This is a genomic window from uncultured Allobosea sp. (assembly GCF_945957345.1).
Lineage (GTDB): Bacteria > Pseudomonadota > Alphaproteobacteria > Rhizobiales > Beijerinckiaceae > Allobosea.
This window is the reverse complement of the sequence record NZ_CAMFKW010000046.1, coordinates 16,933-43,794: the sequence shown is the minus strand read 5'-3', so window position 1 is coordinate 43,794 and position 26,862 is coordinate 16,933. Positions and strand designations below refer to the sequence as shown.

At 66.0% G+C, this 26,862-nt stretch carries 27 protein-coding genes; 16 read left to right on the top strand and 11 right to left on the bottom strand.

The window, feature by feature from the left end; genetic code table 11:
* The 3 genes from rpoD to Q0Q36_RS19840 form a co-directional block, all read right to left on the bottom strand.
* A partial coding sequence (rpoD, locus tag Q0Q36_RS19850) for an RNA polymerase sigma factor RpoD (protein WP_293800697.1) occupies positions 1-1,894 on the bottom strand: 1,894 nt, incomplete at its 3' end.
* A 195-nt stretch (positions 1,895-2,089) separates the two neighbouring features.
* Positions 2,090-3,988 (bottom strand): DNA primase, encoded by a 1,899-nt coding sequence (dnaG, locus tag Q0Q36_RS19845; RefSeq protein WP_293800695.1) that lies wholly within the window; start codon positions 3,986-3,988, stop codon positions 2,090-2,092.
* A 116-nt stretch (positions 3,989-4,104) separates the two neighbouring features.
* On the bottom strand, positions 4,105-4,566 hold the full coding sequence (locus tag Q0Q36_RS19840; RefSeq protein ID WP_293800693.1) for a GatB/YqeY domain-containing protein: 462 nt from the start codon (positions 4,564-4,566) through the stop codon (positions 4,105-4,107).
* Positions 4,567-4,733: 167 nt separating this feature from the next.
* On the opposite strand from Q0Q36_RS19840, the gene carA reads away from it, so the two are divergent.
* The 4 genes from carA to Q0Q36_RS19820 all read left to right on the top strand — a co-directional run bounded on the left by carA (position 4,734) and on the right by Q0Q36_RS19820 (position 7,756).
* Entirely contained in the window at positions 4,734-5,942 is a 1,209-nt protein-coding gene (carA, locus tag Q0Q36_RS19835; protein WP_293800691.1) for a glutamine-hydrolyzing carbamoyl-phosphate synthase small subunit, read from the top strand.
* Positions 5,943-5,963: 21 nt separating this feature from the next.
* Positions 5,964-6,293 (top strand): NIPSNAP family protein, encoded by a 330-nt coding sequence (locus Q0Q36_RS19830; RefSeq protein ID WP_293800689.1) that lies wholly within the window; start codon positions 5,964-5,966, stop codon positions 6,291-6,293.
* 171 nt (positions 6,294-6,464) lie between these two features.
* Positions 6,465-7,280, top strand: a complete 816-nt coding sequence (locus Q0Q36_RS19825) for a prephenate dehydrogenase (RefSeq protein ID WP_293800687.1) — start codon at positions 6,465-6,467, stop codon at positions 7,278-7,280.
* Between the two features lie 50 nt (positions 7,281-7,330).
* A complete protein-coding gene (locus Q0Q36_RS19820; protein WP_293800685.1) occupies positions 7,331-7,756 on the top strand; it encodes a group III truncated hemoglobin in 426 nt (141 codons plus the stop codon).
* A 115-nt stretch (positions 7,757-7,871) separates the two neighbouring features.
* Here Q0Q36_RS19820 and Q0Q36_RS19815 read toward each other — a convergent pair whose 3' ends face one another.
* Positions 7,872-8,804 (bottom strand): LysR family transcriptional regulator, encoded by a 933-nt coding sequence (locus Q0Q36_RS19815; protein ID WP_293800683.1) that lies wholly within the window; start codon positions 8,802-8,804, stop codon positions 7,872-7,874.
* Between the two features lie 91 nt (positions 8,805-8,895).
* Here Q0Q36_RS19815 and Q0Q36_RS19810 point away from each other — a divergent pair, with 91 nt between their 5' ends.
* Positions 8,896-9,804, top strand: coding sequence for an EamA family transporter (locus Q0Q36_RS19810; protein WP_293800681.1), 909 nt, complete (start codon positions 8,896-8,898; stop codon positions 9,802-9,804).
* Here Q0Q36_RS19810 and Q0Q36_RS19805 read toward each other — a convergent pair whose 3' ends face one another.
* Complete coding sequence (locus tag Q0Q36_RS19805) at positions 9,805-11,058, bottom strand: cyclopropane-fatty-acyl-phospholipid synthase family protein (protein ID WP_293800679.1); 1,254 nt, start codon at positions 11,056-11,058, stop codon at positions 9,805-9,807.
* A 149-nt stretch (positions 11,059-11,207) separates the two neighbouring features.
* On the opposite strand from Q0Q36_RS19805, the gene Q0Q36_RS19800 reads away from it, so the two are divergent.
* The 3 genes from Q0Q36_RS19800 to Q0Q36_RS19790 all read left to right on the top strand — a co-directional run bounded on the left by Q0Q36_RS19800 (position 11,208) and on the right by Q0Q36_RS19790 (position 13,306).
* The gene (locus tag Q0Q36_RS19800; RefSeq protein ID WP_293800677.1) at positions 11,208-11,903 is read left to right on the top strand and encodes a class I SAM-dependent methyltransferase; all 696 of its coding nucleotides are present in this window, start codon (positions 11,208-11,210) and stop codon (positions 11,901-11,903) included.
* 133 nt (positions 11,904-12,036) lie between these two features.
* Positions 12,037-12,831, top strand: coding sequence for a hypothetical protein (locus tag Q0Q36_RS19795; RefSeq protein ID WP_293800675.1), 795 nt, complete (start codon positions 12,037-12,039; stop codon positions 12,829-12,831).
* Positions 12,832-12,835: 4 nt separating this feature from the next.
* Positions 12,836-13,306, top strand: coding sequence for a hypothetical protein (locus Q0Q36_RS19790; protein WP_293800673.1), 471 nt, complete (start codon positions 12,836-12,838; stop codon positions 13,304-13,306).
* A gap of 30 nt (positions 13,307-13,336) precedes the next feature.
* Here Q0Q36_RS19790 and Q0Q36_RS19785 read toward each other — a convergent pair whose 3' ends face one another.
* The 3 genes from Q0Q36_RS19785 to Q0Q36_RS19775 form a co-directional block, all read right to left on the bottom strand.
* Positions 13,337-13,759: a GtrA family protein gene (locus tag Q0Q36_RS19785; RefSeq protein ID WP_293800671.1), complete on the bottom strand. Its 423-nt coding sequence runs from the start codon at positions 13,757-13,759 to the stop codon at positions 13,337-13,339.
* Between the two features lie 79 nt (positions 13,760-13,838).
* Positions 13,839-14,900, bottom strand: coding sequence for a class I SAM-dependent methyltransferase (locus Q0Q36_RS19780; RefSeq protein ID WP_293800669.1), 1,062 nt, complete (start codon positions 14,898-14,900; stop codon positions 13,839-13,841).
* Between the two features lie 118 nt (positions 14,901-15,018).
* On the bottom strand, positions 15,019-15,387 hold the full coding sequence (locus Q0Q36_RS19775) for a transcriptional regulator (RefSeq protein WP_293800667.1): 369 nt from the start codon (positions 15,385-15,387) through the stop codon (positions 15,019-15,021).
* Positions 15,388-15,538: 151 nt separating this feature from the next.
* Between Q0Q36_RS19775 and Q0Q36_RS19770 the strand changes: the two genes are divergently transcribed.
* From Q0Q36_RS19770 to Q0Q36_RS19750, 5 genes are all read left to right on the top strand, one after another.
* Positions 15,539-16,357: an MFS transporter gene (locus Q0Q36_RS19770; RefSeq protein ID WP_293800665.1), complete on the top strand. Its 819-nt coding sequence runs from the start codon at positions 15,539-15,541 to the stop codon at positions 16,355-16,357.
* 81 nt (positions 16,358-16,438) lie between these two features.
* A complete protein-coding gene (locus tag Q0Q36_RS19765) occupies positions 16,439-16,753 on the top strand; it encodes a hypothetical protein (RefSeq protein WP_293800663.1) in 315 nt (104 codons plus the stop codon).
* Positions 16,754-16,896: 143 nt separating this feature from the next.
* On the top strand, positions 16,897-20,214 hold the full coding sequence (gene carB / locus Q0Q36_RS19760; protein ID WP_293800661.1) for a carbamoyl-phosphate synthase large subunit: 3,318 nt from the start codon (positions 16,897-16,899) through the stop codon (positions 20,212-20,214).
* A 101-nt stretch (positions 20,215-20,315) separates the two neighbouring features.
* Positions 20,316-20,792 (top strand): transcription elongation factor GreA, encoded by a 477-nt coding sequence (gene greA, locus Q0Q36_RS19755; protein WP_047579718.1) that lies wholly within the window; start codon positions 20,316-20,318, stop codon positions 20,790-20,792.
* Positions 20,793-20,867: 75 nt separating this feature from the next.
* Positions 20,868-21,383: a hypothetical protein gene (locus Q0Q36_RS19750; protein WP_293800658.1), complete on the top strand. Its 516-nt coding sequence runs from the start codon at positions 20,868-20,870 to the stop codon at positions 21,381-21,383.
* A 4-nt stretch (positions 21,384-21,387) separates the two neighbouring features.
* On the opposite strand, the gene Q0Q36_RS19745 is transcribed toward Q0Q36_RS19750, so the two are convergent.
* Positions 21,388-21,852 (bottom strand): Lrp/AsnC family transcriptional regulator, encoded by a 465-nt coding sequence (locus tag Q0Q36_RS19745; protein ID WP_293800656.1) that lies wholly within the window; start codon positions 21,850-21,852, stop codon positions 21,388-21,390.
* Positions 21,853-21,933: 81 nt separating this feature from the next.
* On the opposite strand from Q0Q36_RS19745, the gene Q0Q36_RS19740 reads away from it, so the two are divergent.
* From Q0Q36_RS19740 to Q0Q36_RS19730, 3 genes are all read left to right on the top strand, one after another.
* Entirely contained in the window at positions 21,934-22,950 is a 1,017-nt protein-coding gene (locus tag Q0Q36_RS19740; protein ID WP_293800654.1) for a mitochondrial fission ELM1 family protein, read from the top strand.
* A gap of 60 nt (positions 22,951-23,010) precedes the next feature.
* Positions 23,011-23,976, top strand: coding sequence for a thioredoxin-disulfide reductase (gene trxB / locus Q0Q36_RS19735; protein ID WP_293800652.1), 966 nt, complete (start codon positions 23,011-23,013; stop codon positions 23,974-23,976).
* Positions 23,977-24,120: 144 nt separating this feature from the next.
* Positions 24,121-25,011: a LysR family transcriptional regulator gene (locus Q0Q36_RS19730; protein ID WP_079591033.1), complete on the top strand. Its 891-nt coding sequence runs from the start codon at positions 24,121-24,123 to the stop codon at positions 25,009-25,011.
* Positions 25,012-25,577: 566 nt separating this feature from the next.
* On the opposite strand, the gene Q0Q36_RS19725 is transcribed toward Q0Q36_RS19730, so the two are convergent.
* On the bottom strand, positions 25,578-26,129 hold the full coding sequence (locus Q0Q36_RS19725; protein ID WP_293800650.1) for an NADPH-dependent FMN reductase: 552 nt from the start codon (positions 26,127-26,129) through the stop codon (positions 25,578-25,580).
* A 123-nt stretch (positions 26,130-26,252) separates the two neighbouring features.
* Entirely contained in the window at positions 26,253-26,828 is a 576-nt protein-coding gene (locus tag Q0Q36_RS19720; protein ID WP_293800648.1) for a methylated-DNA--[protein]-cysteine S-methyltransferase, read from the bottom strand.
* Positions 26,829-26,862 lie beyond the last annotated feature (34 nt).

Here is a 26,862-nt window from a genome sequence, read left to right as displayed (position 1 = left end):
CCTCTTCGAGGGTGTGGTCGGTGTTCATGCCGATGCCGAAGCGCATGCGCAGCACTCTTTCTTCGCGCGGGGTCAACGACGCGAGAACGCGCGTCGTTGTTTCGCGAAGATTGCTCTGGATCGCGGCGTCGATCGGCAGGATCGCGTTCTTGTCCTCGATGAAGTCGCCGAGATGCGAATCTTCCTCGTCACCGATCGGCGTTTCCAGCGAGATCGGCTCCTTGGCGATCTTCAGGACCTTGCGCACCTTCTCCAGCGGCATGGCCAGCTTCTCGGCCAGCTCCTCCGGAGTCGGCTCGCGGCCGATCTCGTGCAGCATCTGGCGCGAGGTCCGCACGATCTTGTTGATCGTCTCGATCATGTGGACGGGAATGCGGATCGTGCGGGCCTGGTCGGCGATCGAACGGGTGATCGCCTGCCGGATCCACCAGGTCGCGTAGGTCGAGAACTTGTAGCCCCGGCGGTACTCGAACTTGTCGACCGCCTTCATCAGGCCGATATTGCCTTCCTGGATCAGGTCGAGGAACTGCAGGCCGCGGTTCGTGTACTTCTTGGCGATCGAGATCACGAGACGCAGGTTCGCCTCGATCATCTCCTTCTTGGCCTGACGGGCCTCGCGCTCGCCCTTCTGGACCATCAGCACGATCTTGCGGAACTCCTGGATCTCCAGGCCGGTCTCGGAGGCGAGCGTGTGAACCTCCTCGCGCAGCTGCTTGATCCGCTCCAGCTCCGCCGCGACGAACTCCTTCCAGCCGCGCGAGCCAAGCTTGGAGACGCGCAGGACCCATTTCGGATCAAGCTCGCCGCCGACATGCTGCTTGAGGAAGTCCTCGCGCGCCACGCCATAGCTCTCGGCGAGGCGCAGCAGGCGCGTCTCATGGCCGATCAGGCGCTTGTTGATGTCGTAGAGCTGCTCGACCAGCGCCTCGATGCGGTTGTTGTTGAGCGAGAGCGACTTCACCGCGGTGATGATGTCGTCCTTGAGCTTCTTGTACTTGCGGTCCTGCGAGGGCGAGAGCTTGGTGTTCTCCAGCCGGTTGGCGATGTCCTGGTCCTGCAGGCGGCGCAGCTTCTTGTAGTCGTCGGCGATGGCGTTGAAGGTCTCGAGCACGCGCGGCTTGATCTCGGCCTCCATGGCCGAGAGCGACACGTTGTTCTCCATGTCGTCGTCGTCCATGTCCGGCGGGGTCTCGCCCTCCGGAGTCTCGGCCTGCTCGCCCTCTTCGCCTTCCTCCTCGCCGGCGACGGCGGGATTCTTGCCGTCGGGGCCGGCATAGGTGGCTTCGAGATCGATGATGTCGCGCAGCAGCACCTTGCCGTCGACGAGCTCGTCGCGCCAGATGATGATGGCCTGGAAGGTCAGCGGGCTCTCGCAGAGGCCTGCGATCATCGCTTCGCGGCCGGCCTCGATGCGCTTGGCGATGGCGATTTCGCCCTCGCGCGAAAGCAACTCGACCGAGCCCATCTCGCGCAGATACATGCGCACCGGATCGTCGGTGCGCTCGGTCGGCTCCAGGTTGCGCTTGGTCTCGACCGGCAGGGTCTGGCGCGAGGCGTCGACCATGTCGCCGCCCTCGGCCTCCTCCTCGTCGGCGCCACCGTCCTTGCGGTTGGCGCGCTCCTCGCCGGCAGCTTCCGGGTCCTCGTTGTCGACGACGTTGATGCCCTGCTCGCTGAGCTGGCCGAGCACGTCCTCGATCTGCTCGGAGGAGAACTCCTCCGAGGGCAGAACTTCGTTCAGTTCGTCATAGGTGACATAGCCGCGCTTCTTCGCGAGCTTGATCATGCGCCTTACGGCCTGATCGGTCAGGTCGAGCAACGGGCCGTCGGTAGTCGGGGGGGCATCCGGCGCGACCTGATCGGTCTTTTCCCGTTCGCTCGCTTTAGTCGCCATCAATCAGCGCTCCGCACTCGCACCGGCCATGGCCGAGACAGCCATATACCGACGCATAAAAGGGCGGCGCGACCGCAGGCCCGGCGCGCTCACCCACCCAAATCCAGTTGCAGATGGCACCAGACGTCGTTGACGAATCGTGAACCACCCCACAGCTTGCGCGCACCAGACTCGCGTCCACCCTTCGCTGGGTATTCAATCCTCGGACATGGCCTCGGTGCCTTCGATCGTCTCGAGGCGGGCCTTCACGTCCTTGATCCAGGCGAAATTGGCTTCGGTCGCGTCGTCAGCCAATGCGCGCTCGGCTGCTCTCAACTCGCTATTTAGCGTTCGCGCGCGATGATGCAAGACGATGGCCTGATGAATCGAGTCAAAAACCGATTCAGGATCAGCATCTTGCGCAAGCTTGCGCCGCTCGGCCGGCCCCGTGACGGCCATGAGATGGCCCTGCGCTTCCCTGACTCGCGGCTGCTCCAGCCGATTCGCCAGCGTCTCGCGATCGAGCGTCTCCTCGACGGAATCGAGCAACGCCTGCCGGAAGCGCTCGGCCGCCGGCCCGTCCAGCGAGAGATCGGCGATCTCGTCGGCACAGCGCAGGATCAGATCGGGATGGCTCGCCAATGCCAGCAGGATGAAGGCCTCGCGCTGGTCCTCGCCGCGCAGCTTCGCCACGAGCCGCGACTGCGTCAGCGCGCTCGAAGCCTTGAGCGGCCCGGCAAGCCAGGGCGGCACCTGCCGTCCGAACCCGCCGCGCTGGGACGCCCCGCCGCGTCCGCGCTGGAAATTGCCCTGCCCTCCGCCGCGTTCCGGCCGCGCCGGCGCCGCGCTGGCGAAGAGCTGCGCCAGCCGCTCGTCCATCTCGCGGCGGTAATGCTTGCGCGTGGTCTCGTCGCGGATCTGCCCGAGCGGCTCCTTCAGGCGCCGCTCGAAGGCGGCGCGGCGCTCCGGCGTATCCAGCGGGCCGGCCTCGACCTCGCGCTGCCAGAGCATGTCGACCAGCGGGCGCGCCGCCGCGATCACCTCGGCGATCGCCTGCCGCCCGCCTGAACGAGCGAGATCGTCGGGATCCTGCCCGTCCGGCAGCAAGGCGAAGGACAGCGACTTGCCCGGCTCCAGCAATGGCAAGGCCAGATCGATCGCCCGGCTCGCGGCCTTGCGGCCGGCCTTGTCGCCGTCGAGGCAGATCACCGGCTCGTCGGCCATGCGCCAGAGCAGGCCGAGCTGGTCCTCGGTCAGGGCCGTGCCGAGCGGCGCGACCGTCTGCGGAAAGCCCGATAACGACATGGCGATGACGTCGACATAGCCCTCGACCACCACGACCTGCCCGGTGTCATGCGCGGCCTTGCGGGCATTGTGGTGGTTGAACAGCAGATGGCCCTTGTGGAAGAGCGGCGTCTCCGGCGAGTTCAGGTATTTCGCCGCTACCTCCGCGCTCATCGCCCGCCCGCCGAAGGCGACCACGCGTCCCCGCGCATCATGGATCGGGAACATCACCCGATCACGGAAGCGGTCATAGGGCACGGCGATTTCCTCGCCATGCACGAGCAGCCCCGCCTCCATCATCAGTTCGGCCGGGACGCCCTTCCCCGCCAGATGATCGCGCAGCGCGAACCGGTCGGCCGGGCCATAGCCCAGCCGGAAGCGCGTCCGCGCCTCGCCGTCGAGCCCACGCGTCGCGAGATAGCGCCGGGCTCCGCCGCCGCGATCGCCCATCAATTCGGCCTCGAAGAACTGCGCCGCCAGCTCCACGACCTCGTGCAGCCCCTTGCGCTTCTCCTCCTGGACCTGCGCCTCCGCCGTGATCTTGGGCAGGATGACGCCGGCCTCGGCCGCGAGCTTCTCGACGGCCTCGGGGAAGGAGAGCCCTTCGGTCTCCATCACGAACTTGAAGATGTCGCCGTTCTTGCCCGACGAGAAATCGAAGAAGGACGCCTTCTGGTCGTTGACGAAGAAGGAGGCCGTCTTCTCGGCATTGAAGGGGGACAGCCCCTTCCACTCGCGCCCCGCTTTTTGCAGGCGCACGCGCTTGCCCACGACCGCCGAGACAGGCAGCCGCGCCTTGATTTCCTCAAGGACGGAGGGCGGGAATTTCATCGACCTTATGTGGACCTGCGAAAGCCGAAAGCCAACCACCGATCGTGCCGGCGATTGGCTTTCACCCGTGATTCACAGAGACGACGGCGGTCCGGAATAGGGCCGCCGAAGTGAGCTCAGCCGCCGAGTGCGGCCTTCACCATCGGGCTGACCTTGCCGAAATCCATCTGCCCGGCATAGGCAGCCCGCAGCACGCCGATGACCTTGCCCATGTCCTTGACGGCGGTCGCACCGGTCTCGGCCACGGCCTTGTCGATCGCGGCCTTCACCTCGTCGTCCGACATCTGCTTGGGCAGGTAGGACGAGATCACCGCGACCTCGACGCGCTCGCCCTCGGCAAGCTCAGGGCGGTTGTTGGCGTCATAGATCGCGATCGATTCCTGGCGCTGCTTGATCATCTTCTGGAGCACGCCGAGAATCTCGTCGGCGGTCGCTTCGCCCTTGCCGGCGCCGCGGGCCTCGATGTCCTTTTCCTTCAGCGCGGCGCTGATCAGGCGGATCGCCGCGACCTTCGCCTTCTCGCCGGCCTTCATCGCTTCTTTCATGTCGGCCGTGAAGCGCTCGCGCAGGCTGGTCATCGTCTTCGTCCTTTTCTCTTGCTCTTTTGTCCTGTGCGGCCTGCGCCAGCTTCGATTGACGGGCAGCGCCCGGCTCTTTAAGGCTCGCGTTCCAGACCGGCGGAGTGGATTGCCGCAGCCCCGCCCCCGCATTTTTCCGCTCAAGCGGACTGGACCGAGACATAGACATGACCGCTTCCGAAGGAAACCCCGCCGCAGGCGGCTGGACCGAACCGCGCGCGACCGCGCTCCTCGTGCTGGCTGATGGCACCGTGCTGGAAGGCTTCGGCCTCGGCGCCGTCGGCGAGGCGCCGGGCGAGGTCTGCTTCAACACCGCGATGACCGGCTATCAGGAAATCTTGACCGACCCGTCCTATGCCGGTCAGATCATCACCTTCACCTTCCCGCATGTCGGCAATGTCGGCGTGAACGAGGAGGACACCGAGACGGTGAACGCCGCCGCCTCGTCCGGCGTGCGCGGCTGCGTGCTCCACGCCGCGATCACCGAGCCATCGAACTGGCGCGCGAACCGGCATTTCGAGGCCTGGTTGAAGGCCCGCAACATCGTTGGCATCTGCGGCGTGGACACCCGCGCGCTGACCGCCCTGATCCGCGACAACGGCATGCCGAACGCCATCCTCGCCCACAGCCCGGACGGCGTCTTCGACATCGAGCGCCTGAAGAAGCAGGCGGCCAGCCTACCCTCGATGGCCGGCCTCGATCTCGTCCCGCTGGTCACCGCCGCGCAGCGCTATGATTGGGACGAGACGCCCTGGATCTGGCCGGCCGGCTACGGCAAGCGCGACAGCAGCCAGTTCAAGGTCGTCGCCATCGATTACGGCGTGAAGCGCAACATCCTGCGCCTGCTCGCCAAGGCCGGCTGCGACGTCACCGTCGTGCCCTCGACCGCAAGCGCAGCCGACATCCTCTCGCTCAACCCGGACGGCATCTTCCTCTCCAACGGTCCGGGCGATCCGGCCGCGACCGGCGAGTACGCCGTGCCGGTCATCAAGGAGCTGCTTGAGAAGAAGGTCCCGACCTTCGGCATCTGCCTGGGGCACCAGATGATGGCGCTCGCCATCGGCGGCCAGACCATGAAGATGAAGCAGGGTCATCACGGCGCCAATCACCCGGTGCAGGACAAGACCACCGGCAAGGTCGAGATCGTCTCGATGAACCACGGCTTCGCTGTCGATCCCGCCAGCCTGCCGGCGAATGCGGTCGAGACCCATGTCTCGCTCTTCGACGGCTCGAACAGCGGCATCGCGCTGACCGACCGTCCGGCCTTCAGCGTCCAGCACCACCCGGAAGCCTCGCCCGGCCCGCAGGACAGCCACTATCTCTTCACCCGTTTCACCGAATTGATGGCGGCCGAGAAGGCGAAGAAGGCGGCCTGAGGGCCGCCGAAGGAGACGGGCATGATCCACCAGTTGCGCATCTACGAGATCTTCGAGCGCAACAAGGCGGCCTTCCATGCCCGCTTCCGCGACCATGCCGCGCGCATCATGGCCCGCCACGGCTTCCACATCATCGCGATGTGGGAAACCGCCAGTGCCGGGCGCACCGAGTTCGCCTATATCCTCGCCTGGCCGGATACCGAGACGAAGACCATGGCCTGGGCGAGCTTCATGGCCGACCCGGAATGGAGCGAGATCAAGCGCGTGACCAAGATCGAGCATGGCGACATGGTCGGCGCCATCGAGGACCGCGTTCTCACACCCACGGCCTATTCGCCGCCGCTCGATTGACAAGAGCCGGCCTCGCGCGCTTTAAGCAGGGCATGATCAGCCTGCTCGCCTTCCTTCACGGCTATTACGCCCCGCTCTCATAGAGGCGGTGGCATTCCCATGTTCAACCGCCGCGCTGGCGGTTGAATTCAGGCAGATCACCCGGCATCGCGGCTCCATCGAGCGAAAACGATGTCCTCCACGATCAGAACCATCTCCACTATCGGCATCATGGGCTTTGGCGCCTTCGGGCGATTGATGGCCCGCCATCTCCAATCGCATTTCGCCTTGCGCGTCTGCGATCCCGTCAACGCGCCCGCAGCCGATGCGAGCGGCAAAGGATTGCAGCCAGGCAGCGCGGCGGAAGTCGCTGCCTGCGATCTCGTCATCCTCGCGGTGCCAGTCCCGGCAATCCCGGAGGCGATCGCGGCCTTGCGTCCGCATCTCAAGGCCGGCGCGATCGTGCTCGATGTCGGCTCGGTCAAGATCGGCCCCGCCCGCGCGATGCAGGCCGCACTCCCCGACGATATCGAGATCATCGGCACGCATCCGCTCTTCGGCCCACAAAGCGCCCGCAACGGGCTTGCCGACCTCAAGATCGCGCTGTGTCCCATCAGGGGCCACAGCACGCCGCGCATCGCCGCCTTCCTGCGCCGTGTTCTCAAGCTGAAGGTGATCGTCACTACGGCCGACGCCCATGACCGCGAGGTAGCGATGGTGCAGGGCCTGACCCATCTCATCGCCAAGATCCTGGTTCGCATGGAGCCCCTGCCCCGCACCATGACCACCGCGAGCTTCGATCTGCTGATGCAGGCGACCGAAATGGTCCGCTACGACGCGCCCAACGTCTTCATGGCGATCGAGCGCGCCAATCCGCATGCCAAGGCGGTGCGGGATCGCTTCTTCGCTTTGGCCGAAGAGATGCGGCTGTTCCTGGAGCACGGGCATGCCGAAGCGGCGCCATCTACGACCCTGCCTCACAAGGTCGCAGAGGTCGCGCAGGCCTAGCCTTCGCGCCTCTCGCCTAAGAGAATACCGGAAACGCGAATGTTCCTGCGATGACCGACAATCCCCTGCTCTACCCGGGCGCCGCCCATCCCGACCTGCGCGAGCCGATGATCGCGCAGCTCGTCCGCACCTTCTATGCACGGGCCCGGCAGGACAAGCTGATCGGCCCGGTCTTCGAGGCCGCCGTCGAGGACTGGGACCACCATATCGGCAAGATCACCGATTTCTGGAGCGGCGTCATGCTGCGCACTGGTCGTTACGATGGCCGCCCGATGCGCCCGCATCTGATTCTGCCGCTGGAAGGCAAGCATTTCGACCGCTGGCTCGACCTGTTCGAGATCACGGCGCATGAGGTCTGCCCGCCCGATATCGCGCAGGCCTTCATCATCCGGGCGCGGCGCATCGCCGACAGTTTCGAGATGGCCCGAGCCAGCCAGCGCGGCGAATTCGCGGCGCCGCGGCATAGCTTGCGCTGAATGCAGTCCGCAGCGTCATGGTCGGGCTTGTTCCGACCATCCACGTCTTCGCTGGTCGAAGGCGGTGTTCAAGACGGAGATGCTCGCCACGAGCGCGAGCATGACGCGAGGCGGATCAAGCCGCCCTAGCTTCCCGGCTGAGGAACGTCGCGATCTCTCCGCGATCGGCTCCCGCTTCCAGCGCGATCCGCTCGGCCAAGGCCGCCGCCGATGGCCTGAGTGCGCCAAGCGGCCGGTCGAGCCAGTAGGAGACCGGATTCAACGCCTCGCGCTCATCGACCCTGACGATCCGCCCCACAGCCAGTTGCTCGCGCGCCAGCGGCGGCCGCGCCAGGGCGATACCGAGCCCATGCGCAGCAGCGTCCAGCACGAGGTTGTAGTCCTCGAACCGCCGATCCTGCGGGCGCGGACGATAATCCAGCCCCTGCGCCGCGAACCAGACCTTCCAGCCGGCGGCATCGGAATCATGGATCAGCGGCTGCGCGAGCAGCCGCTCTGGCGCGCCCTCTCCGATCGCTTCGGCAAGCTGCGGCGAAGCAATCGGGAAGCACCATTCCTCGAACAGCTTGAGCGAAAGCCGATCCGGCGCGCCGCCGCGGCCGCAGCGGATGCCGAGATCGACGCCCTCCTCCTCGAAATCCACCTTGCGATGCTCGACCTGCAGCACGATCCGTAGCGAGGGCATCCCCGCTTCCAGCACAGCCAGTCGCGGCATCAGCCAGAGCGCACAGACGGAAGGCGGCGCGCTGACCCGCACCACCGAGGCGCCCCGCACCTCGCGCCAGCGCTCGGAATTGTCGGCGATCAGCGCGAAGGCCTCCTGCGTGCGCTGGAGCAGGCGCTGGCCTTCCGGCGTCAGCGAAACACCGCGCGCCTGCCTCAGGAAGACGCGCAGGCCCAGCCAATGCTCAAGCTTGGCGATCTGCCGGCTGACAGCGCCGTGAGTGAGGTTCAGCGCCTCGGCCGCCGAGGAGAAGCTACCGGTGCGCGCAGCCGCCTCGAAGGCACGCAGGGTATCGAGCGGCGGCAGGTTCGAGCTGTGATCCATTCTCACAGCTCATGCGCGAATTGTTCGTTTGTCAATCAGCTCGCCGAGGCGCTTATCGGGAGCAACTTCTCATCACCGATGGAACGACGCCATGTCCTCCTCAAGCTGCGCTTCTCCCGCCCTCGCCGCCTCCGGCAGCCAGCGCCTCGACCCGACGCTGGTCTTCACCGTGACCTTCACGGTCATGGCCTGGGCCTCCTCCTTCCCGGCGATCCGCGCTGGCTTGGCCGGCTTCGGCCCGGCCGAGATGGCCGCCTTGCGCTTCGCGCTTGCCGGTGGCCCCGCCGCTCTCTTCCTCATCGTGACACGGGCGAAGCTGCCCGAGCTCGGCGATATCTGGCGCTTCCTCGTCGGCGGCGTGATCTTCATCGCCGGCTATGCGCTGCTCTTGAATTTCGGCCAGCGTGTCGTGCCGGCAGGCCCCGCCGCCTTCATCATCAACACCAATCCGATCATGACGGCCGTCCTCGCCATGATGATCCTCGGCGAGCGCTTCAGCCTGACCGCCTGGCTCGGCACGGCCTTGTCCTTCGCCGGCATCGGCGTGATCGCGCTCGGCAAGGGGCTCGACGTCGAGATCGGGATGAGCGTGCTGCTGATCCTCGGCGCCGCCTTCTGCAATGCCATTACCACGGTGCTGCAGAAGCCGCTCTTCGCCCGCTACAAGCCCCTCCATGTCGCCGCCTGGAACATGGCGATCGGCGGCTTCGTGCTGCTGCCCTTCCTGCCCTTGGCGATCGAGCAGGCGCAGGTCGCGCCGAGCGTCTCCTTCTGGTCGGTGGTCTATCTCGCGGTGGTGCCGAGCCTGATCGCCTACGGCACCTGGGCAATCACGCTGTCTCGCCTACCTGCCGCCCGCGCCTCGAATTTCCAGTACGCCGTGCCGCCGATGGCGATGCTGATCGGCTTCTTCTGGCTCGGCGAGGTGCCGACTGTCTTCGGCCTGATCGGCGGCGCCATGGCGCTCGCCGGGGTGATCGTCGTTAACCTGAAGCGCTGATCAGAAGCCTCTCGCCTCCAGCGCCTTCTCGTCATCCGCGATATAGTCGCGGATGACGGGCACGGCGCTCTTGTGCTGGCCGAGCAGGAGCTGGAACACCATGTCGCCGCCGATATCGAAGGAGATCGAGCAGGCGCAGAGATAGAATTCCCACATCCGCGCGAAGCGCTCGCCCATCATGGCGACGACCTCCTCGCGCTTGGCCATGAAGCGCTCGCGCCAGGCCTCCAGCGTCCAGTGATAGTGCCGGCGCCAGAACTCGCAGTCGGAGGCCCACAGGCCTGTCTGCTCCTGCGCCGCGAACACTTCCGACAGCGCCGGCGCATAGCCGCCGGGGAAGATGTACTTGTTGAAGAACGGGCCGGTGAAGCCGGGTGGTCCGACGCGGCCGATGCAGTGGACCAGCGCGATCCCGTCCGGGGTCAGCAAGTCGCGGATCCCCCCGAAGTACTCGCCGTAATGCGCGACGCCGACATGCTCCATCATGCCGACCGAGACGACGCGGTCGAACCTGCCGCCCAGTTCGCGATAATCCTTGTTGATGAAAGTGACGGCGTCGCCGACGCCGGCCGCCTCGGCCCGCTTCTGGGCCGCCGCCATCTGGCCCGGCGAGACGTTGAGCCCGGTCACCTTGGCCCCGCAGGCCTTGGCGAGGTAGATCGCCAATTCACCCCAGCCCGAGCCGATATCGAGGACGCTCATGCCGGGTTCAATCTTCAGCTTGGCGGCGAGGTGACGGAGCTTCGCTTTCTGCGCGGCCTCCAGCCCGACCTCAGGGCTATGCCAGTACGCACAGGAATAGGTCATCGTCTCGTCGAGCCAGAGCCGATAGAAATCGGTCGGGATGTCGTAGTGATGCTTGACCTTCCTGCCGGCGACGCCGAGCGGGTTATGCATTCGCCAGCGCCGGATCTTGAACCGGACCTTGCGGATCGCTTGCTGCAGCGGGTCCTTGCGCATCTCGCGGCGCTGCAGCCAGAACAGCGTCAGCAGGTCGTGGATCGTGCCTTCCTCGAAATCGATCCGCCCGTCCATATAGCCTTCGGCCAGGGCGAGTTCGGGATTGAGGAAAAGCTCGCGCTCGACGCGGTTGTCGTGGAAGCGCACGGTGACGGCCGGAGCGGTCTTGGTGACACCGGCGAAGAGCAGCTCTGTCGGCCCGGAGCCGAAGACATGTCGCTTGCCGTCCGGCGTGATGACCGTCAGGCGGCCGTGGCGGATGAACCGCTTGAGCAATCGCGGCAGCAGCAGCATGGGCGCTCCTCGTCTCGATTCGGTAGCCAGACGATGCGAGGACTAAAGCGGAAACCCAGCCGGCTCGAAACCCCCGGCGGTTGCAGAGCCGCCCGCCTTGTGCGTAGTCATCGGGAATAGTGGCCACAACCCGAGGGTCGACCGAACACATGTCCTGGCGCGATTTCTGGAATGGCGAGCATTCGATTTACGTCTCGCCGCGCCACAAGGCCCTGCATTACCGCGCCATCGCGACCGACCTGATCGGCCATATCCCGTCAGCAGATGCGGTCGTCCTCGACCATGGCTGCGGCGAGGCGCTCGATGCCGCACGCGTCGCCACAGCCTGCGGCAAGCTTTTTCTCTGCGAGGCGGCGCCGACCGTGCGCGATAAGCTGCGCTCCCAGTTCGGGCGCACGGACAACATCGTCGTAGTCTCGCCGGAAGAGGTCGAGGCCCTGCCGCCGGCCTCGCTCGACCTCGTCGTCGCCAACTCGCTGCTGCAATATCTCTCGCGCGACGAGCTGAAGGTGCTGCTGGAAACCTGGCATGACCGGCTGAAGCCCGGTGGCGCGCTGGTCATCGCCGATGTCATCCCGCCCGATGTCAGCCCGCTGACCGATGCCTCGCAATTGCTCGCCTTCGCCTGGCGAGGCGGCTTCTTCCTGGCGGCGCTCGGCGGCCTCGTCCGCACCGCCTTCTCGGACTATCGCAAGCTCCGGGCGCAGTACGGCCTCTCGACCTATACGGCGGAAGCGATCACCAACCTGATCCGCGCAACGGGCTTCGCCGATGTGCAGCGGCCGCAGAATTTCGGACACAATCCGCACCGGATGACTTTCAGGGCCACCAAGTCCGAGACATAGACGAAAGTAGAATTCAAGCCGGAAAGCCGGCACATCTGCATCGAAATTCCCTTACGGAAGTTCGCAAAACGCCTTGATTTGACGCCTCAGATATGGCTTTGAGCGCGGCTTGCCCCAAAGGCGCGAGATTTCCGTGCAGGATCAGTTCACCTGTCCCTATTGCGATGCCGCGCTCAACAAGGGCGTGCTCTCGTGCCGCTGCTGTGGCCGGGACCTCACGCCCGTGCTGCCGCTGCTGCGCCGTCTCGATGCGCTGGAGGAGCGCCTCGCCGCCGCGGAAAGGCGCGCCGAGGAGGATAGCGCCGCGCTCGCCGCGCGACTGGCCGAGCCCCGAAGCCCCGCCGCCATCGAACCCGCGGAAGCCCCGCGAGATGCCGAACCGGCTGCCCCGCCGCTTGCGCGCCGACGCTTCTGGGTGCTGCCCTTCGGGCTGGTGCTGCTGCTGCTCGCCTATTGCGCGGTCATCCTCTGGCTCGATCTGCCACTCTGGAGCCTGCGTCTCGCCTCGATCACGATCCCCTTCTTCACGGGACTGATCTATTTCGGCATTCGTCCGCGCCTGATCGCCTTCGATTTCGCCATCGCCATCGTCTTCGCGATTTTTTCCGTCGTGACCATGAACGCGTTGCTGAGTTGGCACGACAACATACCGCTCCTCCCGCAGGGGTCGGCAGCCTGGCGCGAGACATCGTTCTACGCGCTGAGCATCGGCGCCTCGATGTTCTCGGGGATGTTGCTGCGCGTGACGCAGGCTGCGCTCGCCGCGCGTGGCCTCGTCTCGCTGCCGGAACTGCGGAAAGGGCTTCTGGCGGTCCACGGCAAGGTGCCGATGGAGACGCTGAAGACCATCGAAACCACCATCCTGCTGGCCGGTACCGTCATTTCCGCGGTGGCCGGCCTGATCGCCGCAATTCTGGGAGTGAAATAGGACGATGATGAAGTCTGTGCTCATCCGGCACATTCTGCCTGCCGTTCTCGCCGCCGCCGCCATGCTGACGGCGGCACAAGCAGCCGACCCGATTCCGCTCATCACCCGCGAGGAAGCAGGCCTGCCGGCGCCGCCCAAGGCCCCGGCCAGCACTCGCAACCTGACGCGCGGCCCCGGCATCGACACCTTGCCGACCCCGGACAAGGGCGTCGACGGAAAGCCCTTCCGCCTGTCCGTGCGCTTCCTGCCGGCGAACGGCGTGCCGATCGACCCGGCGACCGTGCGCGTCTTCTACCGGCGCCAGCCCCCGATCGACATCACCGAGCGGATCAAGCCGTTCATCACGCCGGCCGGCATCGAGGCCCCCTCCGTCGTGGTGCCCAGCGGCAGCCACATCCTCGAGATCGAGGCCACCGACAAGGAAGGCCGCATCGGCCGCAGGCAGCTCACGCTGACGGTCGCTCCGACGCAGTAGCAGAGGAAAGGGCGGCGCGAGCTTCCGGTCTCACGCCGCCCTGTCCGCGAAGCTGAAGAACTTGTGGCCGAGAAACGAGAACACCATCACCACGCTCGTGGTGACCAGTTGCATCGGCAGATAGGGCAAGCCCGCCCGCGCTACGAAGAGATGCATCAGGATGCCGGTGAGCACGAAGCCGCCGGCCGCGATCAGGGCGAAGCGCCAGCCGGCCTGGGCATGGCTGCGCGTCGCGTCGAAGGTCATCCAGCGGTTGAGCGCATAGGAGACCAGCGCGCCGACGATGAAGCCGGCGAGCGTCGCCGGGACCGGGTCGACGCGGCCGAGCTCGACCAGCCCGATCAGCACGCTGTAATGCGCCACGGCGGTCAGCCCGCCCGCGAAGACATAGGCGACGAGCTGGCGGAACTGGCGCGGATAGCGGCGAAGCGGCATCCGCGCTTCGTAGATCATGGACGGCGCCGGGCGAAACGACTTTTTCGCCTGCGCGCCGCTATTCCTTCCGACTGCCCCGCTACAGGAAGCGGCGGCCTCAGGCTCGAACCTCGAACACCATGTTGAACGGCGTCTCGGTCGCCCTGCGGAAATGCTGGAAGCCGGCATCCATCGCGACCTTGCGCAGCCGCATCTCGCCGGCCTGCGCGCCTAAGCCCAGCCCGACCTCCTGGGAGAGCGAGGCCGGCGTACAGATCATCGTCGATGCCCCGTAGAAGATCCGCCCGACCGGGTTGAGATTGTCCTTGAGATGGTCATGCGCAAAGGGCTCGACGATCATCCAGCTGCCGTCTTGCGCGAGCGATTCCCGCACATGCCTGCCCGCCCCGACCGGATCGCCCATGTCGTGCAGGCAGTCGAACATCGTCACGAGGTCGTATTTCCGCTCCGGAAAGTCTTTGGCCGAAGCACGCTCGAAGACGATGCGGTCCGCAACACCCGCCTTTTCCGCCGCCTCACGCGCCCGCTCGATCGAAGGCTCGTGATAATCGAAGCCGTAGAAGCGTGATTGCGGATAGGCCTGTGCCATCAGGATGGTCGAGGAGCCATGCCCACAGCCGACATCGGCGACGGTCGCGCCCTCCATCAGCTTGGCCTGGACACCGTTCAGAGCAGGAATCCATTCGGCCGTCAGATGCTGGTTGTAGCCTGGCCGAAAGAAGCGCTCGGTTCCACGGAACAGGCATTTGCTGTGCTCGTGCCAACCGAGACCAGCCCCGTGGCGGAAGGCGTCCTCGACCTTCGGTTCGTCGAGCCACATCGACTGGATGATCTCGAAGGCGCCGGCGAAGAAGGCCGGGCTCTCCTCCTCGGCGAAAGCCATGGCCTGCTCCGGCGAGAGGCTGAAGCTGTCGCTGCCTTCGTCATAGTCGACATAGCCGGCCGAGGCCTGGCCGGCCAGCCATTCGCGCAGATAGCGCTCCTTGAAGCCCGTCTTCTCCGCCAGTTGCTGGGAGGTGACGGGCTCGCCATCCGCCATCGCCTTGTAGAGGCCGAGCTGGTCTCCGAGCACGATCAGGGCGCCGGTGACGGAAGCTCCGACATCACCGACGAGACGCCCCACCAAAGTGTCGAGTTTCTGAGGGTCGGCAGCACGCATGGCCATGCTCCTCGGGTTCGGGCGTGGCCGGTGCCGTATCGCGAACCGGCTCGACGCCATCGCGGAAGCGAAGACGTTAAACCTGTCCGGAGACCTGTCAACGAGGCGAAGTCAGTCCCTATGCCCCGCCGCTGCCGGAGAGCCATTCCGGCCCGAGCCGCGGAAGGTTGGGGTCGCGCCGCGCGGTCTCGATCACGCTGTCGATCAGCCCCGGAAAGCGCTGGTTCAGCTCGTCGCGCCGGATGCTGAGATAGCGCGAGGTCCCCTCCACCCGCATGCGGGTAATGCCGGCCTCGCGCAGCTTGGCGAAGTGATAGGACAGCAGCGAGGGCGAGGCGAAGGCGGTGAAATGGCTGCAACGCGCCTTGTCGACCTCGTTGACATCAGAGAGCGCGACGAGGATGCCGAGGCGGATCGGATCGGCCAGCGCCGCGAACACGTCGGCGGGCGCGACATCCTCGATATCGGGGTGAAAAACCGGCTTCATGGCCTTCGAGATAGGCGATGCAGTCGCCCCTGACAATATTCAACGTCCATTGAAATTAGCCTTGCGGTCATCGCCCGGCAGGATTAATTCAACGATCATTGAAATTCGAAGCGTGACTTCGACACAGCGACCATCCGCAAGGATTACTCCCATGGATACGCGCCTTCTCTCGCTCGCCGGTGGCGCCTTCGCCATCGGCACGGGCAGCCTGATCGTCACCGGCATCCTGCCCCATCTCGCCTCCGGCCTCGCCGTCTCCGTCGACACCGCCGGCCTGCTCATCTCGATCTTTGCTTTGGCCTACGCCATTGGCTCGCCGATCCTCTCCACCGTGCTCGGCGATGCCGACCGCAAGCTCGTCCTCGCCGGCGCCATGACCGTCTTCGGCCTCGCCAATCTCGGCGCGGCCTTCGCGACCGACTTCTGGGTCGTGATGGCCGCTCGCATCGTGATGGCGCTCTCGGCCGGCGTCTTCATGCCCGCCGCCAACGCGGTCGCCGTTGCGGTCTCCGCCCCTGAGCGGCGCGGCCGCGCCATCGCGCTCGTCACCGGCGGCATGACCGTCTCGCTGATCCTCGGTGTCCCGATCGGGACTGCCGTGGTCGGCTTCGGCGGCTGGCATCTTGCCTTCCTGCTCGTGGCTCTGCTCAGCGTGCTTTCACTCGTCGGCCTGCTGGCCAAGCTCCCGCGCGGCCTGCCTCGCGGCACCAACACCCTGCGGGAGCGGCTTCAGGTCGCGGGCCGCGGCGACGTGCTGCTGGCACTCGCCACGACCATGTTGTGGACCACCGGCGCCTTCGTTCTCTACACCTATATCGCGCCCTTCCTGACCCATCATGCCGGCATTGTCGGCCCCTGGCTTGCGGCCACGCTGGTCGTCTCCGGCGTCGGCTCGGCGCTCGGCAACCAGTTCGGCGGCGTCGCCAGCGACCGCTTCGGCCCCGAGCGCTCGTTGATCGTGGTGCTGTAGATCCTGGCGGCCGCGCTCTTCACCGCCTCGCTGATCGCGGTCAGCCTGCCGCCTTCCCTGGCGATCTGGCCGATCCCCTTCGTGCTCTTTGTCTGGAGCGCAGCGGGCTGGGCCGGCCACCCCTCGCAGATGTCGCGGCTGGCCGCGATGGCGCCGGATGCGACCGTGGTCGCGCTCTCCCTCAATGCCTCCGCGCTCTATTTCGGCATCGCGGCCGGCGCGGCGCTGGGTCAACAGGTGATGCGCCATGCCGGCACCTGGCCGCTCGGCTTCGTCGGCGCCGCCTGCGAGGTCGCGGCGCTCGCGGTGCTCTTCCTCGCCATGCGGCGTAAGCGCCGGCAGCCCGGCTCGCTGGAGATCGATCTCATCATCCCCGAACCAAGACCTGTGCGTTGAGCGAAAGGACAAGCGCTTTTAGCTTTCCCCCGCGGCCTTCGCCGTCTATAGCGAGCGCCTAGCATTCATTCAGACGCTCGCCTCGCCTCCGCTCGCCCGATCGGACCGGCCTTGCGCGCGCCTGCCCAAGACCGGTCGAGATCATGCCCAAGCGCACAGACATCAAGTCCATCCTGATCATCGGCGCCGGCCCCATCATCATCGGACAGGCCTGCGAGTTCGACTATTCCGGCACCCAGGCCTGCAAGACGCTGAAGGCCGAAGGCTACCGCATCATCCTGGTCAATTCGAACCCGGCGACGATCATGACCGATCCGGACCTGGCCGACGCGACCTATGTCGAGCCGATCACGCCGGAGATCGTCGCCAAGATCATCGAAAAGGAGCGCCCCGACGCGCTCCTGCCGACCATGGGCGGCCAGACCGCGCTGAACTGCGCGCTCTCGCTCAAGAAGATGGGCGTGCTCGAAAAGTTCAACGTCGAGATGATCGGCGCCACCGCCGAGGCCATCGACAAGGCCGAGGATCGCGAGCTCTTCCGCGAGGCGATGACCAAGATCGGCCTCGACACGCCGCGCTCGCACCATATCAAGACGCTCGGCCAGGCGCTCGACGCATTGGAGGATATCGGCCTGCCGGCGATCATCCGCCCATCCTTCACCATGGGCGGCACCGGCGGCGGCATCGCCTACAACAAGGGCGAGTTCATCGACATCGTCGAGCGCGGCATCGACGCCTCCCCCACCAGCGAGGTCCTCATCGAGGAGAGCGTGCTCGGCTGGAAGGAGTACGAGATGGAGGTCGTCCGCGATAAGAAGGACAACTGCATCATCGTCTGCTCGATCGAGAATTTCGATCCGATGGGCGTCCATACCGGCGATTCGATCACTGTCGCGCCGGCGCTGACGCTGACCGACAAGGAATACCAGATCATGCGCGACGCCTCGCTGGCGGTGCTGCGCGAGATCGGCGTCGAGACCGGCGGCTCGAACGTCCAGTTCGCGATCGATCCGGCCACCGGCCGCATGATCGTCATCGAGATGAACCCGCGCGTCTCGCGGTCTTCTGCCCTGGCCTCCAAGGCGACGGGCTTCCCGATCGCCAAGGTCGCGGCGCGGCTCGCCGTCGGCTACACGCTCGACGAGATCGAGAACGACATCACCGGCGGCGCGACGCCGGCCTCCTTCGAGCCGACGATCGACTATGTCGTCACCAAGATCCCGCGCTTCGCCTTCGAGAAGTTCCCGGGCTCCGAGCCGACCCTGACCACCGCGATGAAGTCGGTCGGCGAGGCCATGGCGATCGGCCGCACCTTCCAGGAATCGCTGCAGAAGGCGCTGCGCTCGCTGGAAACCGGGCTCGACGGCCTCGACGAGATCGAGATCGAGGGCTTCGGCCAGGGCGACGACCGCAACGCCATCAAGGCGGCGATCTCGACCCCGACGCCGGATCGTATCCTCCATGTCGCCCAGGCCATGCGCGCCGGCTTCACGGACGAGGAGATTCACGAGAGCTGCAAGATCGATCCGTGGTTCCTCGCCCAGATGCGCGAGATCGTCGAGACCGAGCAGAAGATCCGCGCGATCGGCCTGCCGACTACGCCCGGCGCCTTCCGCCAGATCAAGGCGATGGGCTTCTCGGACAAGCGCCTCGCCGCCGTCTCCGGCAAGACCGAGGCCGAGGTCAGGAAGGCGCGCCGCGCGCTGGAGGTCCGCCCAGTCTACAAGCGCATCGACACCTGCGCGGCCGAGTTCGCCTCGCCGACGGCCTATATGTATTCGAGCTACGCCATGCCCTTCGCCGGCAAGGCCGCAGACGAGGCCAATCCGTCCGACCGCAAGAAGGTCGTGATCCTCGGCGGCGGGCCGAACCGCATCGGCCAGGGCATCGAGTTCGACTATTGCTGCTGTCACGCCTGCTACGCGCTGCGCGACGCCGGCTATGAGACCATCATGGTCAACTGCAACCCGGAGACGGTCTCGACCGACTACGACACCTCCGACCGGCTCTATTTCGAGCCGCTGACGGCGGAAGACGTGCTCGAGATCCTCGAGACCGAGAAGCAGAACGGCACGCTGATGGGCGTCATCGTCCAGTTCGGCGGCCAGACTCCGCTCAAGCTGGCGAATGCGTTGGAAGAGGCCGGCATCCCGATCCTCGGCACCTCGCCCGATATGATCGACCTTGCCGAGGATCGCGACCGCTTCAAGCGCCTGCTCGACAAGCTGCACCTGAAGCAGCCGAAGAACGGCATCGCCTATTCGGTCGAGCAGGCTCGCATCATCGCCGGCGAGCTCGGCCTGCCCTTCGTCGTGCGTCCGTCCTATGTGCTCGGCGGCCGCGCCATGGCAATCATCCGCGACGAGATCATGTTCGAGGACTACCTGCTCGGCACCCTGCCCTCGCTGATCCCCTCCGAGGTCAAGGCCAAGTACCCGAACGACAAGACCGGCCAGATCAACACGGTGCTCGGCAAGAACCCGCTGCTGTTCGACCGCTACCTGTCGGACGCGATCGAGGTCGATGTCGACTGCCTTTGCGACGGCAAGGACGTCTTCGTCGCCGGCATCATGGAGCATATCGAGGAAGCCGGCATCCATTCCGGCGATTCGGCCTGCTCGCTGCCGCCGCGCTCGCTCTCGGCCGAGACGATCGCCGAACTGGAGCGCCAGACCAAGGCGATGGCGCTCGCGCTCGATGTCGGCGGCCTGATGAACGTCCAGTACGCCATCAAGGACGGCGAGATCTACGTGCTCGAAGTCAACCCGCGCGCCTCGCGCACGGTGCCCTTCGTCGCCAAGGTGATCGGCGAGCCGATCGCCAAGATCGCCGCTCGCGTCATGGCCGGCGAGCCGCTCGCCGGCTTCAACCTGAAGCCCGCCAAGCTCGGCCATGTCGGCGTCAAGGAAGCGGTCTTCCCCTTCGCCCGCTTCCCCGGCGTCGACGTCCTGCTCGGGCCGGAAATGCGCTCGACCGGCGAGGTCATCGGGCTCGACCGCTCCTTCGACACCGCCTTCGCCAAGAGCCAGCTCGGCGCCGGCTCGAAGGTCCCGGTCAAGGGCACGGTCTTCGTCTCGGTGCGCGACGAGGACAAGCCGCGCATCGTGCCGGCGGTCCGCATCCTCGCCGATCTCGGTTTCCGCATCCTCGCGACCGGCGGCACGCTGCGCCACCTGCAGGAGCAGGGCATCTCGGCCTCCAAGATCAACAAGGTTCTGGAAGGCCGCCCGCATGTCGTCGATGCGCTGAAGAACAGCGAGATCCAGCTCGTCTTCAACACCACGGAGGGGCCGCAGGCGCTTGCGGACTCCCGTGCGCTCCGGCGCACGGCCCTCTTGCACAAGGTGCCCTATTATACCACCTTGGCCGGAGCGATCGCGGCGGCGGAGGGCATCAAGGCCTATTGCAGCGGCGATCTCGAAGTACGATCCTTGCAGTCGTATTTCGAACGCGCTGCCTGACCGGCCGCACGTCGCAGTTCAGAGATTGAGTGGAAGCGCGGGAACCGGCGGTCGATATGCCGCCGGTGAGCCGCGCTTTCGAAGCTTATGGGACGGAAGGTATGGAAAAGGTTCCGATGACCGCGGGCGGCTTCGCCGCCCTGGAGGCCGAGTTGAAGGACCGCCAGCAGGTCCAACGCCAGCGCATCATCACCGCGATCGCCGAGGCGCGCGCGCTGGGTGACCTTTCCGAGAACGCGGAATATCACGCGGCCAAGGAAGCGCAGTCGCTCAACGAGGGCCGGATCATGGAACTCGAATCGCTGATCGGCCGCGCCGACATCATCGACATCGCCAAGCTCGCCGGCGGCGACACCATCAAGTTCGGCGCCACCGTCAAGCTGATCGACGACGATACCGAGGAAGAAAAGAGCTACCAGATCGTCGGCGAGCCGGAATCGGATGTGAAGTCCGGCAAGGTCTCGATCGGCTCGCCGATCGCGCGCGCGCTGATCGGCAAGAAGGTCGGCGATTCCGTCCAGGTGAACACGCCCGGCGGCGGCAAGTCCTACGAAGTCGTCAGCGTCGTTTTCCGGTAACGATGCCGTCAGGGCGCCGGTGCAAACCGGCGCCATCATCCCTACATTGTCTTCGACCGCATCGGAGACGACGCCATGATCACCCGCCGCAGTTTCCTCACCACGACCATCATCGGGGCATCGCTTGCCCTGCTCCCCGCCGGCCTTTCCGCCGCCCTTGCGCAAGGAGCGCCAATCGGCTCGCTCAGCGTCGTGTTCTCGCCCACCGTTCGGGAGGGCTGGGGCGACAATGTCGTCGTGGTCCGCAGCGAACTGGAGCGGACGCTGGCCAACATCCTCGGCCCCGGCTTCCAGCGCGGCGCCGGCAATCGGCTGGTCGTCTCGGTCAACAGCCTCTGGCTCGCGAGCTCAGCCGGCGGCAATGGCGGTGGCGGCGGCCGACGCCATGGCGATGGCGGCGGCTCGGACAGCGACTATCTCGAAAGCACGGTGACGCTCTACGATCGCGCGGGCCGCACGATCCAGAGCTGGCCGATCCGGTCCACAGAGAATGCCAGCAGCGTGTTGTGGACGCTGCCGGATGCCAGCGAGCGCCGGCTTGCGGCACTGGCTCGCAACAACGCTTGGTGGATCAAGCATTATCTCGGCTGAACAGTCAGCCGAACGGAACGATCGGCTCGTCCTTGACCCGGTCGAGGGCGAGCGCGGTCCGCACGTTGCGGACATTCGGCATCGCCGTCAGTTCCGCGACGAAGTCCTGGAAAGCCTTCAGGTCCGGCGCGACGCATTTCAGGGCGAAGTCGATATCGCCCGACAGCGTCCAGCACTCCCGTACCGTCGGCCAGTTGCGCATGCGCTCCTGGAAGACGACGAGGTCCGCCTCGGCTTGGCTCGCCAGATGCACGAAGGCGAAACAGACCACCTCGTAGCCCAGCTTCCGCTCGTCGAGATCGGCATGGTAGCCGCGGATCAGCCCGGCTTCCTCCAGCGCGCGCACGCGCCTGAGGCAAGGCGGCGGCGAGATGCCGACGCGGCTCGCGAGCTCGACATTGGTCATGCGCCCATCGGCCTGAAGCTCGCGCAGGATGCGCAGGTCGATATCGTCGAGTTTGGGGCGCACGAAATTCCTCGCGTGAAGGTCGCGCTGGTGTAGACGGCGCAGCCAAGCGATACAAGGCGCATGCCACGAGCGCAGAAAGCCATGCACGACAATCCGGAGCCGACCGTCTGGGTCCTGACCGACGGCAAGGCCGGCGACGAATTGCAATGCCTCGGCGTGGCCGAACGGCTCGGCGTCACACCCGAAATCCGCCGGGTCAAGCCGCGCAAGCTCTGGGCCTGGCTGATGCCGCGCGGGCCGATCGATCCGCGAGAGGCACCCGACCGGCCGGATAGCCCGCTCAAGCCCCCCTTCCCCGACATCGCCATCGCCTCCGGCCGGCGCGCCGTCGCCTATCTGCGCGCGCTGAAGCAGGCCTCGAACGGCGCGACCTACACCGTCTTTCTCAAGGACCCGCGCACCGGCCCCGGCACGGCCGATCTGATCTGGGTCTCCGGCCATGACAGGCTGCGCGGCGACAATGTCCTGGTCACCACAACCTCGCCGCATCGCCTGACGCCCGAAAGGCTCGCCGCCGCCCGCGCTGTGCCGCCTGCGACCATCGCAAACTTGCACGGCCCCCGCGTTGCAGTGCTGGTCGGCGGCGACAGCCGGCACCATCGCTTCACGCCGGCCGATATCGAGCGCCTCGCGGCGCAGCTCGACACGCTCGCCAGGTCAGGCGTCGCCCTAATGGGTTCGCCCTCGCGCCGGACCTCGCCCGCGCTCGCTGCCGCTGTCGCCGCCGTCTTCGCGCGGCATGGCGGCTGGTGGTGGGACGGAACGGGCGAAAATCCTTTCCTCGCATTGCTCGCCAATGCCGACGCGGTGGTCGTCACCGCCGACTCCACCAACATGATCGGCGAGGCCGCCGCGGCCGGCAGGCCCGTGCTGGTCTTCGAGCCAACGGGCGGCCATCCCAAGATCGCGGCGCTGGTCGCGGCGCTGGAGCGCGAGGGCGTTGTGCATCGCTTCTGTGGACGCCTTGAAGGCGAGGCTTACGAACCGATAGACTCAACGCCGATCATAGCCGATGCGATACGGCAAGGCTGGCTGCGCCACCGGGCTGCGCTTGGGTTCTCGCCCCCCCGAACCCGACCGCTCTTGTTTCGGCGCTAGGCCTGCGTATCTGACGGATCGAAACTGCGGCTCCAAGCCCGCAGGAGAGGAACTGAGACGATGGCCCACACCCATGCCCGCGTCATGATCGTCGGCTCCGGCCCGGCCGGCTATACCGCCGCGATCTACGCCGCCCGCGCCATGATGGAACCGGTGCTGATCTCCGGCATGCAGGCCGGCGGCCAGTTGATGATCACCACCGATGTCGAGAACTATCCCGGCTTCGCCGACGTCATCCAGGGCCCCTGGCTGATGGAGCAGATGCGTGCCCAGGCCGAGCACATGGGCACCCGCATGGTCTCCGACCATATCGCCCGCGTCGACCTCTCGCAGCGTCCCTTCCGCCTTTGGGGCGATGGCGGCGAGACCTATTCCTGCGACGCCCTGATCATTTCGACCGGCGCCCAGGCCAAGTGGCTGGGCCTGCCCTCCGAGCAGAGCTTCCAGGGCTTCGGCGTCTCGGCCTGCGCCACCTGCGACGGCTTCTTCTTCCGCAACAAGGAGGTCGCGGTCGTCGGCGGCGGCAACACCGCCGTGGAGGAAGCGCTCTATCTCGCCAATCTCGCCAGCAAGGTGACCCTGGTCCATCGCCGCGACAGCCTGCGGGCCGAGCGCGTGATGCAGGAGCGCCTGTTCAAGCATCCGAAGATCGAAGTGGTCTGGGACAGCGAGATCGCCGAGATCTGCGGCGGCACGACCCCGCCCAGCGTCACGCATTTACGCCTGAAGAACCTCAAGACCGGCGCCGAGAGCGAACTGAAGACCGACGGCGTCTTCATCGCCATCGGCCACAAGCCGGCGACGGAGCTCTTCATCGGCCAGCTCGCGATGAACGAATCCGGCTATCTCGATGTCGAGGCTGGCACGACCCGGACCAATGTCGATGGCGTCTTCGCCGCCGGCGACGTCACCGACGAGCATTATCGCCAGGCCGTGACCGCGGCTGGCATGGGCTGCATGGCCGCGCTCGACGCCGAGCGCTGGCTCGCGGCCAGCGCTCTGGATCGCCGCGAAGCAGCGGAATGACGGTTTCGTCGCAACCCATCACTGACTCTGATGGGTTGCGTCACCAGATTCACGACGAATAACAGTGACTGTCTGCCACGCAGACATTGACGCATCACGCCTTTATCCCCCATCATGCAAAAAACGCATAGCGGGGGAAGCGCGGTGGATTGGGACCGCATTAGAATCTTTTATACGGTCGCGGAGTCAGGCAGCTTCACGAAAGCTGGCGATGTTCTGGGCTTGAGTCAATCGGCCGTCAGCCGGCAGATCGGGGCGCTTGAGCGGGAGCTGCGCGCGCCGCTGTTCCACCGCCATACGCGCGGCCTGATCCTCACCGAACAGGGCGAATTGCTGTGGCGCGCTGCGCGCGAGATGACGCAGCGGCTGGAGCGCACCCGCTCGCAGCTCTCCGAGACGCGCGAGCATCCCTCCGGCGAGCTCAAGGTCACCGCGACCCGGGGCCTCGGCGGCCACTGGCTGACGCCGCGCCTGTCCGAGTTCATGGATCTCTATCCCGACATCCGGGTCGAGCTCATCCTCACCGATGAGGAACTCGACCTGTCGATGCGCGAGGCCGATATCGCGATCCGCCTGCGTCAGCCGCAGCAGCCGGACCTGATCCAGCGCAAGCTCTTCACCGTGCACTTCCACGTCTACGCCTCGCCGGCCTATGTGAAGCGCTTCGGCGAGCCCAAGAGCTACGACGATCTCGACAACCACCGCATCCTCTCCTTTGGGGGCACCTCGCCCTCCTATCTGACGGCGGTGCACTGGCTCGGCACGATGGGGCGCGACCAACGCAACCCGCGACCGATCCACCTGACGGTCAACAACATCACGGCGATGAAGCGGGCGGTGGATTCGGGCGCCGGCATCGCCGTGCTGCCGGATTACCTGATCGAGACCGGCTCCCCGCTCGTGCAGTTGATGCGCGAGACCGAGATGCCGCAACTCGAGAGCTATCTGGTCTATCCCGAGGAGATGAAGTCAGTCGCCCGTGTGCAGGTCTTCCGCGACTTCCTCATCCAGAAGGCCCAGCGCTGGACCTACTGAGGCCGCCTTCTCACAGGCGGAACGGAATCGGGCGCCGCAAGGCGCCCTTTTCAATTCTGGCGGTTTTGTGACCAAGAGACCGTCTCGCATGCGCCAAAATCAGACCGTTCGCCTGAAAACTGTTCAGACACGGACGAAAATCGGGTTTCGGAACGGCCTGCAACTTCTCCGCGCAGCCTCCATCCTGCAATGAACGCATATTTCTCAATCATTTAGGCTCAAATTCGCGCCATCTGCCCTTAGTTCATGCAGCCATTGCATGGCGGACCCAAGATATGTTGCATTGCAAAATGGCAGGCCATGCCCGATATTGAACTCACGGTTGTTCGGAACGGGCTCCGCAATCTCCTCCCGGCGTTGAGTTCGTTTCAGCCGTTCCCCTCTGAGATGTTTGGCGTTTCGCCAGATGTTTCAAACTTACAAAGCCGGCTCCCCTCGGGGACGCCGGCTCTTTTTTTGCCCGACTGCGACCGCCTCCATCGGGCTCCCTCTTCTTCACCACCGGCCAAACGAAAAAGGCGCCGCCCGGAGGCGACGCCTTCACGCATGCGCGCAGGGCGCGTCGATCAGGCAGCGAGCTTGCCGGCGATCTTCGCGAAATTGTCCAGGAAGCCCTGCAGGAAGCCGCGCGTCGCCTCGTTGGTGACGTTGTGCTGGGCGTCGATCAGGTCTTCCTTGAAGGTCACGAAGACCTGGCCGCCGACGACGGCACCGGCGAGGTTGGTCAGGATCATGCGCAGTTCGTTCTGCGAGACCGCCGTCCCCACGGCGCCGCCGCTGGTGCCGGTAACGGCGACCGTCTTGCCCGCCCAGGAATTCTTGCCATAGGGGCGCGAGGCCCAGTCGATCGCGTTCTTGAGCACGGCGGGGATCGAGCGGTTATGCTCGGGCGTGACGATCAGGATCGCGTCGGCCGCCTCGATCTCGCGCTTCAGGCGCAGCGTCGACTCCGGCCGGTTCGGCTCCAGGTCCTGGTTGAACATCGGCAGGTCGTCGATCTTGACGAAGCTGGCGTCGAAGGCGCCTTCGCCCAGCTTCGCCAGCGCTTGGGCCAGCTTGCGGTTGATCGATTCGCGGCGGTTGCTGCCCACGATGATGGCGAGCTTCAGTTTGGCCATGCTGGTCCCCAATGGAGGGTGGAAAGGCCGGCACAGTAGAGGCCGCACCTTGCGCCGCGCAAGCGCTCGCGCTGCAAGAGCGACATTGCGCGATTTCAAGCTGTGCGGCTGGTTGGCAACCGCTCAATGACGGCCCGGTCGCGCCGCCAGCGGCAGCGCATCGAACAGGCTGGGCTCGGCACTGGTGCGCGCCTTCTCGATGGTCAGGATCCTCAGCTTGATCTCGACACCACCCTCGGCCGAGAAGCCGCCGGTCTTGCCGCCGGCCGCCAGCACGCGATGGCAGGGCACGATGATCGGCCAGGGATTCTGGCCGAGCGCGACGCCCACCGCCCGCGCCGCGCCGGGGTCGCCGATGCGCTGCGCGACCTCGCCATAAGTCAGCGTCTCGCCATGCGGGATGGCGAGCGCGACCTCGTAGACCTTGCGGTTGAACTCGGAAACGCTCTCCAGCGCCACCGGCAGACGCGACAGGTCGCGCTTCTCGCCGTCGAACAGCGCCCGGATGCCGGCCACGGCTTCCGCGACGAAGCCCTCGGCTTCCGTTTCGTCAGCCTCGGGAAAGCGCCGCTCGAGGCGCTTGCGGGCGTGCGCTTCGTCACGCTCGGGCAATTGCGCGCCGATGAAGCGGTCGCCTTCCCAGATGACGGCGCAGGGGCCGATCGTGGTCCCGAACAGGTGGAAGTGCTGATTGGCCATGCTCGACCCGTGTCGTTCCGACTTGAGATGACAG

What these genes read in the sequence shown, in the direction of transcription:
- dnaG (WP_293800695.1), bottom strand. Translation starts at nt 3,988, where the DNA reads ATGAAATTCCCGCCCTCCGTCCTTGAGGAAATCAAGGCGCGGCTGCCT.
- Q0Q36_RS19840 (WP_293800693.1), bottom strand. Translation starts at nt 4,566, where the DNA reads ATGACCAGCCTGCGCGAGCGCTTCACGGCCGACATGAAAGAAGCGATG.
- carA (WP_293800691.1), top strand. Translation starts at nt 4,734, where the DNA reads ATGACCGCTTCCGAAGGAAACCCCGCCGCAGGCGGCTGGACCGAACCG.
- Q0Q36_RS19830 (WP_293800689.1), top strand. Translation starts at nt 5,964, where the DNA reads ATGATCCACCAGTTGCGCATCTACGAGATCTTCGAGCGCAACAAGGCG.
- Q0Q36_RS19825 (WP_293800687.1), top strand. Translation starts at nt 6,465, where the DNA reads ATGTCCTCCACGATCAGAACCATCTCCACTATCGGCATCATGGGCTTT.
- Q0Q36_RS19820 (WP_293800685.1), top strand. Translation starts at nt 7,331, where the DNA reads ATGACCGACAATCCCCTGCTCTACCCGGGCGCCGCCCATCCCGACCTG.
- Q0Q36_RS19815 (WP_293800683.1), bottom strand. Translation starts at nt 8,804, where the DNA reads ATGGATCACAGCTCGAACCTGCCGCCGCTCGATACCCTGCGTGCCTTC.
- Q0Q36_RS19810 (WP_293800681.1), top strand. Translation starts at nt 8,896, where the DNA reads ATGTCCTCCTCAAGCTGCGCTTCTCCCGCCCTCGCCGCCTCCGGCAGC.
- Q0Q36_RS19805 (WP_293800679.1), bottom strand. Translation starts at nt 11,058, where the DNA reads ATGCTGCTGCTGCCGCGATTGCTCAAGCGGTTCATCCGCCACGGCCGC.
- Q0Q36_RS19800 (WP_293800677.1), top strand. Translation starts at nt 11,208, where the DNA reads ATGTCCTGGCGCGATTTCTGGAATGGCGAGCATTCGATTTACGTCTCG.
- Q0Q36_RS19790 (WP_293800673.1), top strand. Translation starts at nt 12,836, where the DNA reads ATGATGAAGTCTGTGCTCATCCGGCACATTCTGCCTGCCGTTCTCGCC.
- Q0Q36_RS19785 (WP_293800671.1), bottom strand. Translation starts at nt 13,759, where the DNA reads ATGATCTACGAAGCGCGGATGCCGCTTCGCCGCTATCCGCGCCAGTTC.
- Q0Q36_RS19780 (WP_293800669.1), bottom strand. Translation starts at nt 14,900, where the DNA reads ATGCGTGCTGCCGACCCTCAGAAACTCGACACTTTGGTGGGGCGTCTC.
- Q0Q36_RS19775 (WP_293800667.1), bottom strand. Translation starts at nt 15,387, where the DNA reads ATGAAGCCGGTTTTTCACCCCGATATCGAGGATGTCGCGCCCGCCGAC.
- Q0Q36_RS19770 (WP_293800665.1), top strand. Translation starts at nt 15,539, where the DNA reads ATGGATACGCGCCTTCTCTCGCTCGCCGGTGGCGCCTTCGCCATCGGC.
- carB (WP_293800661.1), top strand. Translation starts at nt 16,897, where the DNA reads ATGCCCAAGCGCACAGACATCAAGTCCATCCTGATCATCGGCGCCGGC.
- greA (WP_047579718.1), top strand. Translation starts at nt 20,316, where the DNA reads ATGGAAAAGGTTCCGATGACCGCGGGCGGCTTCGCCGCCCTGGAGGCC.
- Q0Q36_RS19750 (WP_293800658.1), top strand. Translation starts at nt 20,868, where the DNA reads ATGATCACCCGCCGCAGTTTCCTCACCACGACCATCATCGGGGCATCG.
- Q0Q36_RS19740 (WP_293800654.1), top strand. Translation starts at nt 21,934, where the DNA reads ATGCACGACAATCCGGAGCCGACCGTCTGGGTCCTGACCGACGGCAAG.
- trxB (WP_293800652.1), top strand. Translation starts at nt 23,011, where the DNA reads ATGGCCCACACCCATGCCCGCGTCATGATCGTCGGCTCCGGCCCGGCC.
- Q0Q36_RS19725 (WP_293800650.1), bottom strand. Translation starts at nt 26,129, where the DNA reads ATGGCCAAACTGAAGCTCGCCATCATCGTGGGCAGCAACCGCCGCGAA.
- Q0Q36_RS19720 (WP_293800648.1), bottom strand. Translation starts at nt 26,828, where the DNA reads ATGGCCAATCAGCACTTCCACCTGTTCGGGACCACGATCGGCCCCTGC.